Origin of the sequence: Pseudomonas sp. IB20 (genome assembly GCF_009707325.1) — a bacterium.
In the GTDB taxonomy this organism is placed as follows: Bacteria; Pseudomonadota; Gammaproteobacteria; order Pseudomonadales; family Pseudomonadaceae; genus Aquipseudomonas.
Genome location: NZ_CP046103.1, coordinates 2,668,029 through 2,684,710 on the forward strand (window position 1 = coordinate 2,668,029; position 16,682 = coordinate 2,684,710).

Consider the following 16,682-nt stretch of genomic DNA (forward strand, 5'->3'; position numbering starts at 1 on the left):
CTGCCCCCAGCTTTTGGACGCCTGCATGTCAAAGTCACGCCGTTATTCCATCGTCGGCCTGTGCGCCCTGTTGTTGATTGTGTTGCTTACCTGGTTTTTCTCCCACTCCAGCCCGGTGGCCGTGCCGAAGGCCATCGCCCATGGTTACGGCAAAGCCTTAAAGCAGGCGCATAACGGTGAACCGGGCGCGGCGCGTGTGCTGTATCAACAGCTTGGTCGGCCGGACCTGTCACCTGAACGTCGCGCGGCGTTGCACGCTGAACTGCCCAACTACCCAAGCCCGCAGGCACTGAAGCTTGCCGATAAAGACCTGGCCAATGATTCGCCACTGGTGCGCGAGGCGGCGATTCACAGCATCGTCGGCCTGGTGCCCAGCGGCCAACGCGTGTTGCTGCTGGGGCCAGTGCTGGAGGATCCCGAACAAGCCGTGCGCTTTGCCGCCGCCAATGCCCTGCTCGGCCTCTCTGCGGATACGTTGGGCCTGTACTTCGGGCCCTTGCAGCAAGTACTCGATGAGTTCGTGAAAACGCTCAAGGACCAGCCGGAAACGGCTGAAGGCTGGATTCAGCTGGCGCGCCTGTACATCCACAGCGTGCTGCTGCCGGACGCGCAAAATGCCTTGGCGCAGGCCATGCGTTTGCAGCCGGACAACCTTCAAGCCGGGGTGGCGCAGATCGAGTTATTGGATAAACAAGGCAAGACCGACGAGTCGCGCCAACTGCTGGCACGGCAACTGGCGGCCCACCCGGAGTCGGCCTACCTGCAACATGCCTTGGGCATGTGGTTGCTGCACCACGGCGAGCGCCCTTATGCGCTGCTCGGCCTGTCCAAAGCGGTGGAGCTGGAGCCGGACAATCAGGATTACCGCTACGACTTGGCGACCACCTTGCATGCCCAAGAGGAATTGGAAGCGGCCCAGCGTCAACTGGAAGAAATTGTGCAGCGCCATCCCGCCAACCGCAAAGCTCGCGTGTTGCTGATCAACTACTGGAAAGAGACTGGCCAGTTGCAAAACGTCCAGGTGTTACTGGCGCAACTTGAGCAACAAAACCCGGACGATCCTGCACTGCAACAAGGCCTGTACCAATTATAAGCGCAACGAGGCTACAAATATCACGAAGTGTTGAACCGCTACGGACCACTACGGTCAAGTAAATATGGCGCGCCCAGGGCGGCGCGCTCCTCTACTTGTACGTGACCTGAGGGCACTTCTTGTCTACATCCAAAGAGCTGTTCAGTGAAAAGGCGGCCACCGGCATCGAAGGTCTTGATGACATTCTTTCCGGGGGGCTATCGCGCAGCCACCTGTTCCTGCTGGAAGGCGAACCCGGCACCGGTAAAACCACCGTAGCGCTGCACTTTCTGCAAGCCGGCGCGAAAAACGGTGAACGATCCCTGTACATCACCCTGTCCGAAACCGAGCGCGAATTGCGCCATGGCGCAAAGTCCCACGGCTGGGACCTGGATGACAATATCCACATCTTCGAACTGACCCCACCCGAGAGCCTGCTCGACGCCGACCACCAGCAGAGCCTGCTGTATTCGTCGGACCTGGAATTGGGCGAAGCCACCCGGCAAATCTTTGAAGTGGTCGAAGCGGTCAAGCCGACCCGCGTGGTCATCGACAGCCTGTCGGAGATCCGCCTGCTGGCGCAAAGCTCGCTGCGCTACCGCCGCCAGATCCTGGCGATCAAGCACTACTTCGTGCGCTACGACGCCACCGTGCTGCTGCTCGACGACCTGACCACCGAATCCCTGGATAAAACCGTGCACAGCGTGGCCCACGGCGTGATTCGCCTGGAAGAACTGACCCCCAACTACGGCGCCGAACGCCGCCGCGTGCGGGTGGTGAAATACCGTGGGCAGAAATACCGTGGCGGTTTCCACGACTTCACCATCATGGCCGACGGTATCCATGTATTCCCGCGCTTGGTCGCCGCCGAGCATCGCGGTGGTTACACGCGCCAGACCCTGAGCAGCGGCATAGCCGAATTGGATGCCCTGATGGGCGGCGGCGTCGAGACCGGTTCGAGCAGCTTGATCCTGGGCCCGGCCGGTACCGGCAAGTCGCTGATCTCGATGATCTTTGCCGCAGCCGCCGTGGCCCGTGGCGAAAAAGCCGCGTTGTTTATCTTTGATGAAGAGCTGGGCTTGTTGTTCGAACGCATGCGAAACATGGGCATCGACCTTGAGGCCCTGCAAGCCACCGGCAACTTGCTGATCGAACAGGTCGACGCTGCCGAGCTGTCGCCGGGCGAATTCTCACACCGGGTGCGGCGTTGCGTGGATGAACGCGGGATCAAAACCGTGGTGATCGACAGCATCAACGGCTACCAGGCCGCCATGCCCGAAGAAAATGCCCTGATCCTGCACATGCACGAACTGCTGCTGTACCTCAACCGCCGTGGCGCCGCGACCTTCATGACAGTTGCCCAGCACGGGCTCGTGGGCGATATGCAGGCCCCGGTAGACATCACTTACCTGGCCGATACGGTCATTCTGCTGCGCTACTTCGAAGCGCTGGGCAAGGTGCGTCGGGCCATTTCGATCATCAAGAAACGCACCGGCTCGCATGAATCGACTATCCGCGAATACCGCATCGGCGGTCGCGGCATGACGGTTGGCGAACCCCTGGATAACTTCCAAGGCGTGTTACGCGGCATTCCTACCTACATGGGCGCGGGCTCACCTTTGCTCAAGGAAGAGGGCTAGTGACTGGCCTATCTCCCGTCTCCGAGCGTGCAATCATCCTGGCGCCCATGGGCCGTGACGGCTCATTGGCGCTGATGATGCTGAACCAGGCCGGCTACAGCGGCATCATCGCCACGCACCTGGCGAACCTGTGCGAAGCGTTAGAGCACGGCGCCGGCCTGCTGGTGATCGCCGACGAAGCCCTGCGCGGCGTCGATTTGGAGCCGCTGCTGGAATACCTGCATCAGCAACCGGCCTGGTCGGACCTGCCCATCGTGCTGATGACCCACCATGGCGGCAGCGAGCAGAACGGTTCCTCGCACTTGAGCGGGCTGTTGGGCAACGTGACCTTCCTCGAGCGCCCCTTCCATCCAGTGACCTTGATCAGTCTGGTGAGCGCCGCCCTGCGCGGCCGACGGCGGCAATACGAAGCCCGCGACCGGCTGATTGATTTGAGCGAGAGCGAGCTGCGCCTGCAACGCACGCTGGAAACCCTCGAGCAGCAAGTCGAGGAGCGCACGACGCAACTGCGCACCAATGAAGAGGCGCTGCGCCAGTCGCAGAAAATGGAAGCCGTCGGCCAGTTGACCGGCGGCATCGCCCATGACTTCAACAATATGCTCACCGGGATTATCGGCAGCCTGGAGCTGCTGCGCAGGCGCATATCGCGCGGCAAGCTGGACGACCTCGATGGCCTGATCGACCTAGGCGTGACCTCGGCCAACCGCGCCGCCGGCCTGACCCACCGCCTGCTGGCGTTTTCCCGTCGTCAGTCGCTGGATTCCAAGCCCGTGGAGATCAACCAATTGGTCGCCTCCATGGGCGAATTGCTGCAACGCAGCATCAATGAAAGCATCGCCTTGGATATGCGCCTGAGCGACACGCTCTGGACCGCCGAAGCCGACCCCAACCAGCTCGAAAGCGCCCTGCTCAACCTGGTCATCAACGCACGGGACGCCATGCCTGGCGGCGGCAAGCTGGTGGTCGAAACCACCAACCGCCACCTGGACAGCGTGTTCACCGCCGCCTACGGCACGTTGAAACCCGGTGATTACGTTGAGCTGAGCGTCAGCGACACCGGCTGCGGTATTCCTGAACACCTGCTGGGACGGGTGTTCGATCCGTTTTTCACCACCAAACCCATCGGCCAGGGCACAGGCCTTGGGTTGTCGATGATCTACGGCTTTGCCCGCCAGTCCCACGGCCACGTCACGATCCATAGCGAAATCGATAAAGGCACCACCGTCAGCCTGTTCCTGCCGCGCTTTGTCGGCGAGATGAAGACGCTGGAGCTGCTCAACCCAACGCTGCTGCCCTTCGCCAATGCGGGTGAAACCGTGTTGATCGTCGAGGATGATCCGGCAGTGCGGGTATTAGTCAGTGCAGTGCTCAAAGAACTGGGTTATGCCTTCGTCGAGGCGTGTGATGCTGATACGGCGCTGCCCATCATTGAATCCGACCAGCGTATTGACCTGCTGATCAGCGATGTGGGCCTGCCCGGCATGAACGGCCGGCAGATGGCGGAAATCGGTCGGCAGATGCGCCCGCAGCTCAAGGTGCTGTTTATCACCAGCTACGCCGAACACGCGGCGGTACGCGGCGGCTTCCTGGACCCGGGGATGCAGTTGATCACCAAACCGTTCACGTTTGATCTGTTAACGGCAAAAGTGCGGGAAATGATTCAGGGTTGAGGCGCTACAACAAGGGCTGCATGGCAGCCCTGTCACCCTTCACGCCAGCAGGCGCTGGATATGCTCTTGCAGCGTATCCAAGTCAAACGGCTTGGCCAGGATCGGCGCGTTGCGCGTGATCGGGCTATTGCAGTCGAGAATTTCCTGCGGGTAGCCGCTGATAAAGATCACTTTTAATTCCGGTCGCAACTTGATCGCAGGCTCAGCGATCTGCACCCCGGAAATCCCACCCGGCAGGCGGTAGTCCGTGACCATCAGGTCCAGGTGCGGCTTGGACGCGAGGATTTCGAAGGCCTGCTCCCCGTCGATCGCCTTCAACACCCGATAGCCCAGGCCTGCCAGGTATTCACCCAGCACAAACATAATGGATTCGTCGTCCTCGACGATCAGAACGACATCTTGTGCATCTTCACTCATGGGAAGCCTTTGTCCGGTCAATTGCTGCAGTTACGACCATGGGGTCACGCAGAGGTTGCGTCGAGGTGACGATTGATTTCACGCGGCCGCCTCAAGCGGCAGGCACACCCGGAACAGCGCGCCCTCGCCTATCTGGCTTTGGACCTCGATGGTACCGCCGTGGGCCGCCACGATCTGTTCGGAGATAAACAGCCCCAGGCCCAGGCCCGCCGAGACATGGCTGGCCGACACCCGCTCGAACTGCTGGAATATGCGCTTCTGGTTGTCTTGACTGATGCCGATGCCATGGTCACGCACTTCCACCCGCGCTTCGCCATGCTCGGTGTAGACCCGCACTTCCACCGGGCTCTTGGCCCCGTAGCGCAGCGCGTTGGTCAGCAGGTTGGAGACCACCTGCTCGATGCGGAACTCATCCCAATTGCCCTCCACGGGGCCTTCGGTTTCCAGGTGCATCGATGAGTCAGCGGCCGCGACTTGCGGTGCAAAGTTTTCCACCAGGTTACGCACCAACAGGGCCAGGTCAAAGCGCGCCGGGCGGATCGACAGCTTGCCGGTGCGGATGCGCGACACGTCGAGCATGTCTTCAATCAGGCGAATCAGGCTTTTGATCTGCCGCTCGTCGCGGTCAACCATGGCGTGCATCTTGTCCAGGGTGAATGCGGCGGCGTTATCCCGGGCCAGGTGCATCTTGCGCAGCTGGGTCTCCAGGATCAGGCCGTTAAGCGGCGTACGCACTTCGTGGGCGACGATCGACATGAAGTCGTCACGCATGCGCACCGCCTGCTCCAATTCAGCCTGGGTAGCCTGCAGGCGCGTCAGCAGCAGCTCCTGCTCGCGGCGGCTGCGCTCCAGGGCTTCCACTTGCAGTTTCATCGCCTTGCTCTGGCGGTACAGGTCGACGAACACGTTGACCTTGCTCTTGACCGCGTGGATATCCAGCGGCTTGTGCAGGAAGTCCACGGCGCCGCTTTCATAGCCTTTGAAGGCGTAATTGAGTTCGCGGCCGGCGGCGCTGACGAACACAATCGGGATGTTCTTGGTCTTTTCGGTGCCGCGCATCAGCTCGGCCAGCTCGAAACCGTTCATGCCGGGCATCTGCACATCGAGAATCGCCATGGCGAACTCGTGCTCCAGCAACAGTGACAAGGCCTCGTCGGCGCTCAAGGCCTTGAAGACCTGGCGATCCTCGCGCTTGATCAGCGCTTCGAGGGCCAGCAGGTTTTCCGGCAGATCGTCGACGATCAGCAATTTGGCCTGGATATTACTTAACATGGGGAAGATTCCAGGGAAGCCAGCAATGAGGCAATGCGGCTCAAGGTCAGAATATGGTCAGGTGTGTGCAGTGCCAAGGCCGCCAACGGCATCACGGCAATGTGTGCTTCCTTGGGGTCTTGTACCACGGTGGTGCCGCCCGATTGTTTGACGTGGGCCAGCCCACGCGCGCCGTCCTGGTTGGCGCCGGTCAGCAGGATCGCCAGCAAACCCTTGCCGTAGGCATCAGCGGCTGAGGCGAACAGGTAATCAATGGCCGGACGGGAATAGTGCACGCGGTCTTCCTGGCTCAGGGACAGGCTGTGGTCATGTTCTACCGAGAGGTGGTAGCCGGGCCCGGCGAAGTACACAGTGCCGGCCTCGATCACTTCCTTGTCCCGCGCTTCCTTCACCGGGATACGCAGGCGCCGCGCGAACACTTGCGCCAACTGGCTTCGGCGTTCGTCCGGCAGGTGCAACACGGCAATAATCGGCAAGGCAAACCCTTCAGGCAGGTCGCCAAAAATCTTCAGCAACGCCTCGACGCCGCCGGCTGAGGCGCCGACGACAATGGCTTCAATCCCGAAAAACGGGTTGGCTTGCGCCTCGTTCATGATTTTCGGTAGATCCGTTCCTGCTTGACCAAGGGTTCGAATTGTTTGCTGTAGGCGGAAAAATCCAAGGTTTCCTTACTGCCCAGCACCAGGAAGCCGCGATGACACAGCGACTCATGAAACAATCCAAACGCTCGATCCTGCAATTTTTTATTGAAATAAATCAGTACGTTGCGGCATGAAATTAATTGAGTTTCTGAGAACACACTGTCGGTCGCCAGGCTGTGGTCGGCAAAGGTGACGTTCTCGCGCAGGGTCTTGTCGAAGATCGCGTAATCGTAGGCCGCCGTGTAGTAGTCGGCGAATGAACGTTGGCCGCCAGCCTGCTGATAATTAGCAGTGTAGGCGCGTACATTCTCCAGGGAGAAAATCCCTTGTTTGGCTTTATCCAGCGATGCCGGGTTGATGTCCGTGGCGTAGATGATGGTGCGCTCGAGTACCCCCTCTTCGCGCAGCAGGATCGCCATGGAGTACACCTCCTCGCCTGTGCTGCAGCCGGCGATCCAGATCTTGATCGACGGATAGGTCTTGAGCAACGGCACCACTTCCTGACGAATCGCCAGAAAGTGCGACGGGTCGCGAAACATCTCGCTCACGGGGATCGTCAGAAATTGCAGCAACTGCATGAACGCGCCAGGGTCGTGCAACACCCGCTCCTGCAGCGCCGAAATGGTTGCACAGTCAAACTGGCGCAGGGCATGGGCCACACGCCGCTTGACCGACGCACCGGAATAGTCGCGAAAGTCGTAGCTGTACTTGAGGTAAATCGCCTCGATCAACAGGCGCAGCTCAATGTCGCTGCTTTTGTCCAAAAAACGCTGCTCCACTTAAATACGTTCCATCTTCGGTAGCCATACGCGAATCAGCGAGAACAGGCGATCCAGGTCAATCGGCTTGGCCAGGTAATCGTTGGAGCCTGCCGCGAGGCAGCGCTCCTGATCGTCCTTCATGGCCTTGGCCGTGACCGCAATGATCGGCAACTTCTTCCAGCGCGGGTCCTGACGGATCAAGGCCGTGGCCTCGTAACCGTCCATCTCCGGCATCATCACGTCCATCAGCACCAGGTCGATGTCGTCCACTTCATTGAGTTTGTCGATGGCCTCGCGGCCGTTACGGCCGATCACCACCACCGCACCTTTGTGCTCCAGGGCGCTGGTCAGGGCAAAGATGTTGCGCACATCGTCGTCCACCAACAGGATCTTGCGCCCCTCAAAGACCTTGTCACGGCTGCGCGCGGTCTTGAGCATCTTCTGGCGGTCATGGGACAGCTGGGACTCGACTTTGTGCAGAAAGAGTGTCACTTCATCCAGCAAACGTTCAGGTGAGCGCGCACCCTTGATGATGATCGAGCGCGAGTATTTGCGCAGTTCAGCCTCTTCATCACGGGTCAGGTTACGCCCGGTGTAGACGATGACTGGCGGGAACGAGCAGATATCCTCGGTGGCCATGCGCTTGAGCAGCTCGTTGCCGAGCATGTCCGGCAGCTTGAGGTCGATGATCATGCAGTCGTAGATATTGGTGCGCAGCAGGTCCAGGGCGGCCTGGGCGTAGCCGACGTCGGTGATCTCAATGTCATCGTCGCCGATCAGGCGGGCAATGCTGTCGCGCTGCAGGTCATCGTCTTCCACCAGCAGTACGCGCTTGACCTTCTGTGTCAGCTTGGCTTCCAGGCGCGCAAACACGTCCTTGAGCTCCTCGCGCGTGGTCGGCTTGACCGCATAGCCGATGGCGCCCATGTGCATGGCGGCTTCGACGCGGTCTTCCACGGAAATCACGTGCACAGGGATGTGGCGGGTGTTGGCGTGTTCTTTCAGGCGTTGCAGCACCGTCAGCCCGGAATGGTCCGGCAGGCGCATGTCCAGCAGGATCGCGTCCGGCACGAATTCCTCAGCCAGGCTGTAGCCTTCGTCCGCGCCATGGGCGACCAGGCAGTTGTAGCCCAGCTCGTGGGCCAAATCGAACAGGATGCGCGCAAAGTTCGGCTCGTCTTCCACGACCAGGATGCAACGGGTGGTGAACGGTGCCTTGTCACGGTCATCGGCAAAACGTGGGATCTGTTGCGCATCGGCCACCGGCAGCGGCGAGATGGCGATCGGTGCAGGTGCAGGCGCCGCCACAGCGTGACGCGGCTGCTCGATGGGCGCCGCGCCCTCCTCGCGCTCGATGTACTGCTCCGGCAATACCAGGGTAAACACACTGCCCTTGCCCGGTTCGCTGGTCACGCTGATATAGCCGCCGAGCAACGTGGCCAGGTCGCGCGAGATCGACAAGCCCAGGCCGGTGCCGCCGTAGCGGCGGTTGGTGGTGCCGTCCGCCTGGCGGAAGGCTTCGAAGATGCTTTCCTGCTGGTCCGGGGCGATGCCGATGCCGGAGTCGCGCACCGTAAAGGCAATGCTCTCGTTCGGCGCACGGGACACCGACAGGCTGACCTCGCCCTGCTCGGTGAACTTGATCGCGTTGGACAGCAGGTTCTTGAGGATCTGCTCCAGACGCTGGCGGTCGGTAAACAGCAGGGTCGGCGCATCGCTTTGCACCTCCACCTGGAAGGCCAGCTTGCGGTCGGCGGCCAACGGTTCGAACATGCCGCGCAGGCCGTCCACCAGACGCACGACACTGGAGTTTTCCGGGCGCACCTCGAGCTTGCCGGCTTCGACCTTGGAAATATCCAGAATGTCGTTGATCAGGTTGAGCAAGTCATTGCCCGCCGAATAAATCGACTCGGCAAACTTGACCTGTTCGGCGCTGAGGTTTTCCTGGGGGTTTTCCGCCAGCAGCTTGGCCAGGATCAACGAGCTGTTCAGCGGGGTGCGCAGCTCGTGGGACATGTTGGCGAGGAACTCGGACTTGTACTTGCTGGAGCGCTGCAATTCGTCGGCGCGGTCTTCGAGTTCAAGCTGTGCCTTGTTGAGCTCGACGTTCTTGCGGTCCATGGCGTCGCGCTGCTCGGCCAGGGTCTGGGTCTGTTCGGCCAACTGCTCGTTGGTCTGCTCAAGCTCGGCCTGCTGGGTTTCCAGGTGGGTCTGGGATTCCTTGAGGATGCGTGACTGTTCTTCGAGTTCTTCGTTGGCGGTCTTGAGTTCTTCCTGCTGCACTTGCAGCTCTTCGTTGAGCTGCTGGGTCTCGGCCAGTACTTCCTGCAGGCGCTGGCGATAACGCGCGGCTTCGATAGAGGTGCCGATATTGCCGGCAATCAGCTCCAGCAGTTCGACGTCACGTTCTTCCAGTGAGCGCAGGAAACCCAGTTCGATCACGCCGTTGACACGGTCGTCCTCGCTGGTCGGCATCACCAGCACGCTGCGAGTAGCGCCTTCGCCCAGGCCGGAACTGACCTTGAAGTAGTCCACCGGCACATCGTCCAAGCGAATCAGGCGATCAAGCTGGGCGGCCTGCCCGACGATACCTTCGTCGCTGTAGATCGACTGTTCCTGCTGCTCCTGTTCGCGGGAGAAACCATAGGTCGCCACACGCTTGAGGCCGCCGTGCTCTTCACGCACATACAGCGCGGCGACTGCCGAGCCCATGTATTGGGCAAAGAACTGCAGGATGTTACGGCCCAACATGTTCAGGGTCAGTTGGCCGAGCACTTGTTCGGCCAGTTCGGTCTGACCACTGCGCAGCCAGGCTTGCTGTTCAAGGCGTCGCGCAATCTTCTGTTGTGACGCGAGGTTATCGCTGTAACTCCTTGATAGTGAGAGCAAATTCTTACGACCGACATACGCCAGGAACCCACTCAGGCCGAGTACGAACGCCAGGTACAGGGTGACGCTGACCACCGTGGTCTTGGTGACTTCTTCATTGCGGGTGATGCGGAACTGCTGCTCCATCGCCACCGCATCGTCGTACTCCTTGCGGATCTCGTCCGTGAGGCGCTTGCCCCGACCGGCCTTGACCGCGCTGCGGTAATCACCGCTCTGGCGCTGCATATCAATCATCGACTGCGCGTACTTGTTCCACTCGGCCTGCATCGCCTCTAGGCGCTTGAGGCGGTCTACCTGCTGGGGGTTGTCCGCCACCAGTTCCTGCAGGTTACGCAAGTCGGCAATGATCCGCGGTTTGGCCACTTCGTAGGGGTCGAGGAAATGCTCATCGCCAGTGATCAAGAAGCCGCGCATGCCGGTTTCCAGGTCCACTGTCAGTTTTGATGACTCATTGAGGTTATTGATGACCCGGTCGGTGTGCTCCACCCACTGGATCACCGACAACAAATAAGTAATCAGCACGACGAAAAACACTGCGCTGAGCACGCCCACACCCAACGGCAGGGCCACGTTACGGCTCAGGAGTTTACGAAAGCTCTTTTCATCGACGGACGACGCGGGAGTCATGGGCATGCCTTGGCCAAAGTACGGAAAAAGGAGGAGTTTGCCCGAACATCAGGGGTCAGGGCTATGTTTCTGCGCTGGTTTGAGGCGAAAACCTAGAAGGCGCGGGTGGATTTCGCGCTGATTTTGGCCAGCTTTCTTGAGTACGTCGCACACAACTTATAACAACTTCCTACAGCAAAAGAGGAACGAACTTTCATTGGCTTCGCACTCAGAAGCACGCCTCAGGAACACGGAAGATCTTTTGGACGGCGTCTTCTTATGACTTGCCAAGGTACGCTAAATGAGCATTTCAAGTGTTACGCAACAAACAGTGAACGTCTCCACCACAGAAGCTCAACTGCCTGCGCAAAACATCTCCAACACTTCATCAATAACGCCGGCCCCCGCAAGCAACCTTGACTCGTGTGAATAGCTCCAGCCCTGCACATGCTCAAGGTCAGTTGGCCCTGCACTTGTTCGGCCAGTTCGGTCTGACCATTAGCAGCCAGGCCTGCTGTTCAAGGTGTCTCGCAGTCTTTTGTTGTGATGCGAGGGTCGGCTGTAGCTATCCGAGCGCTCATTCGGCTTTGCGCTGCTGAACCCGCTCACCGGGCGGGACATTGCCGCGCATTAGCGTCACAATGTTTTGATCTCTGGGGAACTTACCTGGATCGACAGGACTCAGGGATGAGAATGGTCGTTAAATGACTAAAGGCCAGCACTTACAACTCCTCAGGAATTTTCCCTATGTCCGTTGCCCCCTCCACCATCCTTGTAGTCGAAGACGACGCCATCGTGCGCATGCTGATCGTCGATGTACTCGAAGAGTTGGAGTTCAGCGTGCTTGAAGCGGCGGACGCTCAAGAGGCCTTGCAGCTGGTCGAAAACACTGACCAGGTGATCGACCTGATGATGACCGATGTCGGCCTGCCCGACATGGACGGTAAGGAGTTAGCGACCAAGGTTCGCGAGTTGCGCCCTGCCCTGCCTATTCTGTTCGCCAGCGGCTATGCCGAAAGTATTGGCGTGCCAGCGGGCATGCAAGTGATCGGCAAACCGTTCTCCATCGACCAGCTGCGTGACAAGGTCAAGTCGATGTTGCCTGTCGGCTGAAGCCCCGCCACGGCACTACGCGCCTCATGCACCCGCCACGGCACTACGCGCCTCATTTCGTTGCACCACCGCATATCTTCGGGCTATTTCAGCTGCTGGGGGGCTACTCTGTGCCTGCTCGCCTGCCCTTATCACTTCACGGCTAAGTCTTGCAGGGATTAACGTGACGTTCGGCCAATAAAACGGTTAACTCAGCGCCTTGATCCCACGCCTTTATAAAGAACTCAGGAAGGAAGCAACAACATGATTGGAAAACCGACGCGCCTGCTGTTGGCGAGCCTCTCGATTCTGATGAGTACCGGTGCCTTGGCCGACTTCACGGCAACCCCGGCCGAAGCCCGGGCCATTGCCAAGGAAGCCTACCTGTATGGCTACCCGGTAGTGGCGATGTACAAGACGCTCTACACCCAGGCCGTGGATAAGGGCGGTGCCAACTTCAAGGCACCGTTCAACCACATCGGTAACACCGCCCAGGTCTTCACCCCCAAGGACACCGCGTTCGCCACCCCGAATTCGGACACGCCTTACTCCTTCATGTGGATGGACTTGCGCAAAGAGCCGTTGGTGCTGACCTTGCCCAAGATCGAAGACAACCGTTACTACTCGGTGCAGTTGATCGACCTCTATACGCAAAATATCGCCTACTTAGGTACGCGCAGTACCGGCAACAATGGCGGCCACTACATGATCGCGGGCCCTGACTGGAAAGGTCAGCAGCCGGTCGACATCGACCGTGTGGTGTACAGCGAAAGCAATATCGCCTATGCCCTGTACCGCACGCAGTTGTTTGACGAGAAGGACCTGAACAAGGTCAAGCAGATCCAGAACGGCTACAAAGTGCAGCCGCTGAGCAGCTATGTAAAACAGCCCGCTCCGGCCCCGGTGTCTAAAATCGTCTGGCCAAAGCCGATGGCCACCATGACCGAGGGGCCGCAGCTGTTCCGCTACCTGAACTTCATGCTCGCGTTTGCCGCACCACAGGACAGCGAAACAGACCTGCTGGCGCGCTTTGCCAAAATCGGTATCGCCCCTGGTGCGCCCTTTAAGGTCAAAGAGTTGACCGCTGAACAACGCAAAGCCCTGGAAGATGGGATTGCCGACGCTCGGGCTGAGTTTGCCGCGTTCAAGAAAGACAAGATCGACACGCACCAAGTGTCCAGCGGTGACCTGTTCGGTAGCCGTGACCGTCTGAAAAACAACTACCTCTACCGCTACGCCGGTGCCGACTTAGGCATTTTTGGTAACTCTGCCGATGAAGCCGTTTACTTGAGCTACCACGTCGACAGCGAAGGTAAACCGACCAATGGTGCGCGCCACAGCTACACCGTGCATTTTGACAAAGACAATTTGCCGCCCGCCGAGGCGTTCTGGTCGCTGACCATGTACGACGCCAAGACCAAGCTGCTGGCGCCTAACCTGAAGAAACGCTACCAGATCAACTCAGGGATGCTGCCCAACCTTAAGCGCGACGCCGACGGCGGCCTGACCCTGGCGTTACAGCACCACGAGCCGCCGAAAGCCGAACAGAGCAACTGGCTGCCCGCCCCGCCCGGTCCGTTTTACGCCGTACTGCGCATCTACCTGCCCAAGCCTGACGTGGGCCAATGGAAGCTGCCACCGTTGACGCCGCTCAAGTAACACCGCGTGCCCGGCCGCAAACGCAGTCGGCCGGGCAGCGCCTTCCCTCCCCTTCCTGCTCAGCTATTACAACCGGCCTGCAAGGAACGCGTTTTAAGCCCTCAGCGCTTTTTCAGCTTCACAAACGACTGATGCAGGTCCGATGCCCAGCCATCGATAACGCCTTTGACGTCATCGGCCTTCATCACCTGCGAGTCGTTGGACAGCGACTTGCCGGTGCCTTTGCGCACCACCTGGGCGATCACCTTGCCATTGGCGCCATCGAGAAACTGCGCCTCGGTGCCCAGGGTTGTTTGCTGGTCACGAATACCTGCGCCGGTGCTCACAGCAGCCACCACCAAGGCCACAGGTATGTATTCGTAGGGTTTCAGGCTTTCAGTCTTGCTGCTGACAGCGGTGATGGCAGCGCGCACCACGATCACCCCCGGGCCTGGGGCGTTGGCCAGTGGCAGTGATTTAGCCAGTTCACGCTTGAGCGCCTGGTTGAAGTAGAGGTTGATACCGTTCAGGGTGCTGTCCGGGATTTTCGCGGTGGCATGCGGCTTGGGATAGAACTGGGTGGGTTCGACATACACCGCGTTGTAACGGCTCACGTCCAAATTCGGGTCGACCCAACGCATCACCTCGGCCCCCGAGGGTGACTTGGCTTCCTTGAGTTGGCTGTAATCGGAGAGAAAGCCGGAATACTCGTCCGGCTGGGTGACCTTACTGGCACACCCTGCCATTGCGATTGAAGCGAGGCACAGCGCGCTGACCATTGGCCTTAGTTTCATCATAGCACTCCTCATTATTGAGCTCCCTGGAGGTGATCATCGAGACACGGAGCCTTATGTATAGCCAACGCAGTGATAAATTGCTCAGCCGCGTTCGCGCGGGATCAGGCTCTGCAGCTGCGACGCCAGGAAGTTCGCGTCGAAGGCAAAGGTGTCCGGGTCTTTGAGGCCGTTGGTTTTCTTCCACAACCAGTCGTTTTTGTCGGCCGCCAGCACCAGCGAGACACTCCCGTGCCGTGCGGCGGTCAGGCCCATGACCGACACGGAAATCGAGCCGCCCGCGCCCATTACGTCAGGCACGAACTCCACCGGCTTGCCGGTGATCTGCACGGTCAGCTTCTCGGTCTTGAAGGTTGATGTTTCTACCGGCAGGCTCGGGCCACTGGCCACGTAGGCTTCACGCTGGACCTCCAGCAAACCCACGGTTTTGACCGGCTCCAGCCACTGCTCAATCTGCCCGAACAGCTCGCCGAGCTTTTGCGCCCAGCGGGCCGACTGCACGTCGAATTGCTGCTTTTTATGCGCTTCGCTGTCGGCGTAATGACGAAGCATCTCGCCCAGTTGCTGTACATCGTCCATTGCGGCGTTCCTTGGATAAGCCAGGTTGCGAACACTGATCATGGCAGATGCGGCGGCGGGCCGATTGCTCCGGTCATTTGGCCGGTAACTGCGTATGACTAAAGCGCGCTGGATGGGTAAGGTGAGGCGACATCCCCTGTCCGGAGCATCGCATGCGCACTATCGGCCTTATCGGCGGCATGAGCTGGGAGTCCAGCGCCGAGTATTACCGCATCATCAACCAGCGCGTGCGCGACCAGCTGGGCCCGCTGCGCTCGGCGCAACTGCTGATGTACAGCGTGGACTTCGGCCCGGTGGAGCAAGCCCAGCATGCCGGCCGGTGGGATGACACCGCGCTGATCCTCGAAGATGCCGCGCGCCGCCTGCAGGCCGGTGGTGCCGAGTGTGTGGTGCTGTGTACCAACACGATGCACTTAGTGGCGCCGCGTATCGAGGCGGCGGTGTCGATTCCGTTCCTGCACATTGCCGATGCGGCAGGTAAAGCCGCTGTTGAGGCTGGCACGCTGACGGTTGGCCTGCTCGGCACCGCATTCACCATGGAACAGGACTTTCTCAAAGCGCGCCTGGCCGCCCAAGGTTTGACCGTGCTGGTGCCCGACGCGGACGAGCGCCAGGCCGTGCACCGGATCATCTATGAGGAGTTGTGTGTCGGGGTGATCAGTGATGCATCGCGCCAAGTTTATCAACGCGTGATCGACTCGCTGGCCGCGCGTGGCGCCCAGGCGATCATCCTCGGCTGTACGGAAATCGGCCTGCTGATCAAGCCGCAGCACAGCGACTTGCCGCTGCTGGACACCACCGAGCTGCATGCGCAGGCTGCGGTGGCGTTTGCTCTAGGGGGTTAAGCCGACTTGCGCAGGCGCGCCATGCTCAGGGTGTCGACGAACACGCCGTCACGCAGGGCGTAATCGCGCAGCCGCCCTTCGACTTCGAAGCCGAACTTGCGGTACAGGTTATGCGCGGCTTCGTTATCGGCGTACACCGTGAGCTCCACGCGGCGCAGGTTCATCCAGTTGTCGGCCACGTCCAGGGCAGCGGTCAACAGCTTGGAACCTACGCCTTTGCCCTGCCAGGCTGTCGCCACGCCCATGCCGAACGAACCGACATGGGCCTGGCGTACGCGCAGGTACTGTTCCAAACCGAGTTGGCCGATTACCTCACCGCCATGCACGGCCACCAGTTGTAGCCGCCGCTCGTTATCGCTGACCAGCTTGTTGCGCCAGGCCTCGACTGACTGGAAAGGCATTTGCAGCACCTGACGGCATACAGCCGGTTCGTTATAGAGCGCGGCCACGCCTTCGAGGTGGGCTTCAGTAAAGCGCTGGATCACGATATGGGGTTCAGGTGTGTGCATTGTGTTTCATCCTTTGAAAGACAAGAGGCAGGCCAGTGTAGGACGCCTCCCTGCACAATGGAAAGCGGCGTGCGCTCTAAGAGGTTGCCTGGCCAACACGTAGCGTTTTCCTACAGGTCTGCTCAGCCGGCTTTGCGATACTTTGAACCTTCCAAGCGTGAACAGGATGTGTCGGCAAAATGGTGAAACAACAGGCAATCGTCGCCAGCATTGGTGCGGCCGTCTTACTGGTGGTGAGTGCTTGTGCAGCATCAGCA

General features: G+C 59.8%; 14 protein-coding genes. 6 read left to right on the forward strand and 8 right to left on the reverse strand.

Translation table 11 applies throughout. The features are described 5' to 3' along the window. Positions 1 to 25 precede the first annotated feature (25 nt). From GJU48_RS12230 to GJU48_RS12240, 3 genes are all read left to right on the forward strand, one after another. On the forward strand, positions 26 to 1,093 hold the full coding sequence (locus GJU48_RS12230; protein ID WP_155296002.1) for a tetratricopeptide repeat protein: 1,068 nt from the start codon (positions 26 to 28) through the stop codon (positions 1,091 to 1,093). Between the two features lie 119 nt (positions 1,094 to 1,212). Beyond that, positions 1,213 to 2,712, forward strand: coding sequence for an ATPase domain-containing protein (locus GJU48_RS12235; RefSeq protein ID WP_094951825.1), 1,500 nt, complete (start codon positions 1,213 to 1,215; stop codon positions 2,710 to 2,712). Next, a complete protein-coding gene (locus GJU48_RS12240; RefSeq protein WP_094951824.1) occupies positions 2,712 to 4,382 on the forward strand; it encodes a response regulator in 1,671 nt (556 codons plus the stop codon). The genes GJU48_RS12235 and GJU48_RS12240 overlap by 1 nt, the downstream gene beginning before the upstream one ends. A 39-nt stretch (positions 4,383 to 4,421) precedes the next feature. Here GJU48_RS12240 and GJU48_RS12245 read toward each other — a convergent pair whose 3' ends face one another. The 5 genes from GJU48_RS12245 to GJU48_RS12265 form a co-directional block, all read right to left on the reverse strand. Continuing rightward, positions 4,422 to 4,799 (reverse strand): response regulator, encoded by a 378-nt coding sequence (locus GJU48_RS12245; RefSeq protein ID WP_094951823.1) that lies wholly within the window; start codon positions 4,797 to 4,799, stop codon positions 4,422 to 4,424. Positions 4,800 to 4,877: 78 nt separating this feature from the next. Next, a complete protein-coding gene (locus GJU48_RS12250; RefSeq protein WP_094951822.1) occupies positions 4,878 to 6,071 on the reverse strand; it encodes a hybrid sensor histidine kinase/response regulator in 1,194 nt (397 codons plus the stop codon). Beyond that, positions 6,065 to 6,664 (reverse strand): chemotaxis protein CheB, encoded by a 600-nt coding sequence (locus GJU48_RS12255; RefSeq protein ID WP_094951821.1) that lies wholly within the window; start codon positions 6,662 to 6,664, stop codon positions 6,065 to 6,067. The genes GJU48_RS12250 and GJU48_RS12255 overlap by 7 nt, the downstream gene beginning before the upstream one ends. Then, positions 6,661 to 7,491 (reverse strand): CheR family methyltransferase, encoded by an 831-nt coding sequence (locus tag GJU48_RS12260; protein ID WP_371917694.1) that lies wholly within the window; start codon positions 7,489 to 7,491, stop codon positions 6,661 to 6,663. The genes GJU48_RS12255 and GJU48_RS12260 overlap by 4 nt, the downstream gene beginning before the upstream one ends. Then, positions 7,492 to 10,989, reverse strand: a complete 3,498-nt coding sequence (locus GJU48_RS12265; RefSeq protein WP_094951820.1) for a response regulator — start codon at positions 10,987 to 10,989, stop codon at positions 7,492 to 7,494. Positions 10,990 to 11,715: 726 nt separating this feature from the next. Between GJU48_RS12265 and GJU48_RS12270 the strand changes: the two genes are divergently transcribed. Beyond that, positions 11,716 to 12,081 carry a response regulator gene (locus GJU48_RS12270; RefSeq protein ID WP_094951818.1) on the forward strand — a complete coding sequence of 122 codons (366 nt, stop codon included), beginning with the start codon at positions 11,716 to 11,718 and terminating at the stop codon, positions 12,079 to 12,081. A gap of 243 nt (positions 12,082 to 12,324) precedes the next feature. Continuing rightward, a complete protein-coding gene (locus tag GJU48_RS12275; protein WP_094951817.1) occupies positions 12,325 to 13,719 on the forward strand; it encodes a DUF1254 domain-containing protein in 1,395 nt (464 codons plus the stop codon). A gap of 101 nt (positions 13,720 to 13,820) precedes the next feature. Here GJU48_RS12275 and GJU48_RS12280 read toward each other — a convergent pair whose 3' ends face one another. Together GJU48_RS12280 and GJU48_RS12285 are read right to left on the reverse strand one after the other, a co-directional pair. Then, entirely contained in the window at positions 13,821 to 14,492 is a 672-nt protein-coding gene (locus GJU48_RS12280; protein WP_094951833.1) for a DUF3313 domain-containing protein, read from the reverse strand. 84 nt (positions 14,493 to 14,576) lie between these two features. Continuing rightward, entirely contained in the window at positions 14,577 to 15,071 is a 495-nt protein-coding gene (locus tag GJU48_RS12285; protein WP_094951814.1) for a hypothetical protein, read from the reverse strand. A gap of 152 nt (positions 15,072 to 15,223) precedes the next feature. Between GJU48_RS12285 and GJU48_RS12290 the strand changes: the two genes are divergently transcribed. Further along, positions 15,224 to 15,916 (forward strand): aspartate/glutamate racemase family protein, encoded by a 693-nt coding sequence (locus GJU48_RS12290; protein ID WP_094951811.1) that lies wholly within the window; start codon positions 15,224 to 15,226, stop codon positions 15,914 to 15,916. On the opposite strand, the gene GJU48_RS12295 is transcribed toward GJU48_RS12290, so the two are convergent. Further along, the gene (locus GJU48_RS12295; RefSeq protein ID WP_094951810.1) at positions 15,913 to 16,425 is read right to left on the reverse strand and encodes a GNAT family N-acetyltransferase; all 513 of its coding nucleotides are present in this window, start codon (positions 16,423 to 16,425) and stop codon (positions 15,913 to 15,915) included. The two genes, GJU48_RS12290 and GJU48_RS12295, sit on opposite strands and share 4 nt — an antisense overlap. Positions 16,426 to 16,682: the final 257 nt, after the last annotated feature.